Origin of the sequence: Sulfuricurvum sp., assembly GCF_049305995.1 — a bacterium.
Taxonomy (GTDB): domain Bacteria; phylum Campylobacterota; class Campylobacteria; order Campylobacterales; family Sulfurimonadaceae; genus Sulfuricurvum.
The window spans coordinates 1-2,512 of sequence record NZ_JBAQPS010000264.1 but is presented as its reverse complement, the minus strand read 5'-3'; the positions used below and the strand labels follow the sequence as shown (position 1 = coordinate 2,512).

The 2,512-nt window shown below is 38.2% G+C and carries 3 protein-coding genes; 2 read left to right on the top strand and 1 reads right to left on the bottom strand.

Annotated features, from left to right (window positions below; genetic code table 11):
- On the top strand, window positions 1–1,468 hold a 1,468-nt coding region (locus tag WA010_RS09080), incomplete at its 5' end, for an HD domain-containing phosphohydrolase (RefSeq protein WP_422556810.1).
- Window positions 1,469–1,489: 21 nt separating this feature from the next.
- Window positions 1,490–2,170 (top strand): response regulator transcription factor, encoded by a 681-nt coding sequence (locus WA010_RS09075; protein WP_422556809.1) that lies wholly within the window; start codon window positions 1,490–1,492, stop codon window positions 2,168–2,170.
- Here WA010_RS09075 and WA010_RS09070 read toward each other — a convergent pair.
- Window positions 2,155–2,512: sensor histidine kinase (locus WA010_RS09070; protein ID WP_422556808.1), on the bottom strand; the 358-nt coding region annotated here is incomplete at its 5' end. The genes WA010_RS09075 and WA010_RS09070 overlap by 16 nt on opposite strands.

Genomic DNA, 2,512 nt, shown 5'->3' with positions numbered 1-2,512 from the left:
ACCATCACTTTACCTTATCAAATGGAGTATGAACATGACACTTAAAGAGCGAATCACTACATTGATACAATACGCTTCAGGACTCAAAATTTTATACGTTGAAGATGAAGTTCAGATTCGGGAAAATACTCATTTGTTTTTAGAGACGATGTTTAGTGATGTTACCAGTGCCGAAAACGGAAAAGAGGGCTTGGCACAATATACTCTTTCCTCTTTTGATATTGTGATTACTGATATATTGATGCCGGAACTCAACGGAGTTGCTATGATCAAAAAAATGAAAGAAATTCGTTCTAAACAAGTGTTCATCGTCACTTCCGCATGTGAAGAGAGCAACTATTTATTGGAACTAATTAATCTTGGTGTATCACAATTTCTCCTGAAACCTATCCATACGGAACAGATGCTACAAGTTCTCTATGATGTCGTAAAAGCGATTTATAATGAGCGTAAAGTGGCTGAATTTACCGAACAGCTTAAGCACGATTTGATTCATCAAACAACTCTTTTGGAACAGTACAAAGAGATAGTCGATCTCTCGACGATTGTCACAAAAACTGATTTACGAGGCAAGATCACCTATGCCAACGACATTTTTTGCCAAACAAGTGGATTTAATCGAGATGAAGTACTTGCACAACGGCATAACGTACTCCGTCATCCGGAGATGAATCACGAGTTTTATGCGGGACTATGGCAAAAAATCCTCGATAAACAGACATGGAATGGTACAATCAAAAATCTCAAAAAAAACGGCGAACACTATATTACCGAGACAACCATCAAACCGATTGTCGATGAGTTTGGGGAGATCCTCGAGTTTATCAGTGTTAGTCATGATATCACGGGGATGTTTGATCTAAACGAAGAGATACGTCAAACACAGCATGAAATGCTCTCCTTGTTAGGGGAGGTAGGTGAAACACGTTCTCAAGAGACGGGTAATCATGTCCGCCGTGTTGCCCGATATGCGAAACTATTAGGGGAGTTGTATGGATTAGATGAAGAACAAACTTATCTTCTCTACAGTGCCTCTCCGATGCACGATATCGGAAAAATCGGTATTCCCGATTCGATTTTGCTCAAACCAGGTAAATTGGATACCGATGAATACGATGTGATGAAAACACACGCGCAGATAGGGTATGACATTATGAAAAATTCTAATCGTCCGCTTCTAAAAGCGGCGGCGATTATCGCACATGAACACCACGAAAAATGGGATGGAAGCGGTTATCCAAAAGCTTTAAAAGGGAAAGAAATCCATATTTTTGGGAGAATCACTGCATTGGCAGATGTGTTTGATGCCCTCAGCTGCGAACGAGTCTATAAAAAACCGTGGCCGATGGAGCAAATCCTCGAATTAATACACACTGAAAAAGGGAAACATTTCGATCCGACATTGGTTAATTTATTTTTAGACAATATAGAAAAATTTATTGCTATTTCTAAAGAACTGCAAGATTAGAGTATCAAAGAGGATAAATAGATGGCAAAATACAGCGAATTTAAAAATTTATCGATTTTATACGCCGAAGACGATACGGATTTACGTTTCATCACCGAAGAGACTCTCCGTCTTGTTGTTGGGAAAGTATACGCCGTATCGAATGGAGAAGAGGCGATAAAAATCTACGAAAATAACCGAATTGACATGGTTATATTGGATATTTATATGGGCAAATTTAGCGGAATCGATGTTGCCAAAGCCATTCGTATTCATAATGATAAGATTCCGATTGTTATCGTTTCGGGTTCAGTTGAAACCTCCGATCTACTCGAAGCATGCAAACTTAATCTCATTGAGTATATTCGTAAACCGATCGAATTCAATGTGTTGATAAAAGTGCTTTACCAAGCAGTAGACCGTCTCAAAGCTCAGGGACTCTTGATGGCTAAAATCAACGATGAGTTAACGTATGATTTTTTCTCCAAATCATTTCTTCATACGAATGGTGAAACCACCGTTTTGACAAAAAATGAAATCCATGCGATGGAGTTATTGATCCAAAATAGAGGTCAAATAATCCCTTACGAGACATTTTCAAATACTCTTGAAGATGAGATGTCCGATGGTGCTCTTAAAAACCTGATTTTGCGATTACGCAAAAAAATGGGAGATGATTCCAATCTTCGTAATCTTTCGAAGATAGGTTATAAATTGGTGTAAGGGAGTCTTAGCGTAATCGTAGTTTGATCATTATTACTCGAAATTTCCAGTTTGCCTTTAGAGTGATCTTCGATAATCATTTTACTCATATACATCCCCAATCCTGTACCTTCAGTATGATTTTTTGTGGTGAAATAGGGGACAAAAATTTTATTCAATGCTTCTTGGGTAATTCCTCCTCCATTATCGGTGATAGTGAGAATACCGTGTTGGTTGTCGTGGTCAATATCGATTTGGATGAGCCGGTTGCTGATATTGTTTTCGTCAAAAGCATCAAAAGAGTTTTTGAATAGCGAAATAATGACCTGAATCAACTCATTTCGGTAAATATCAACATAGACC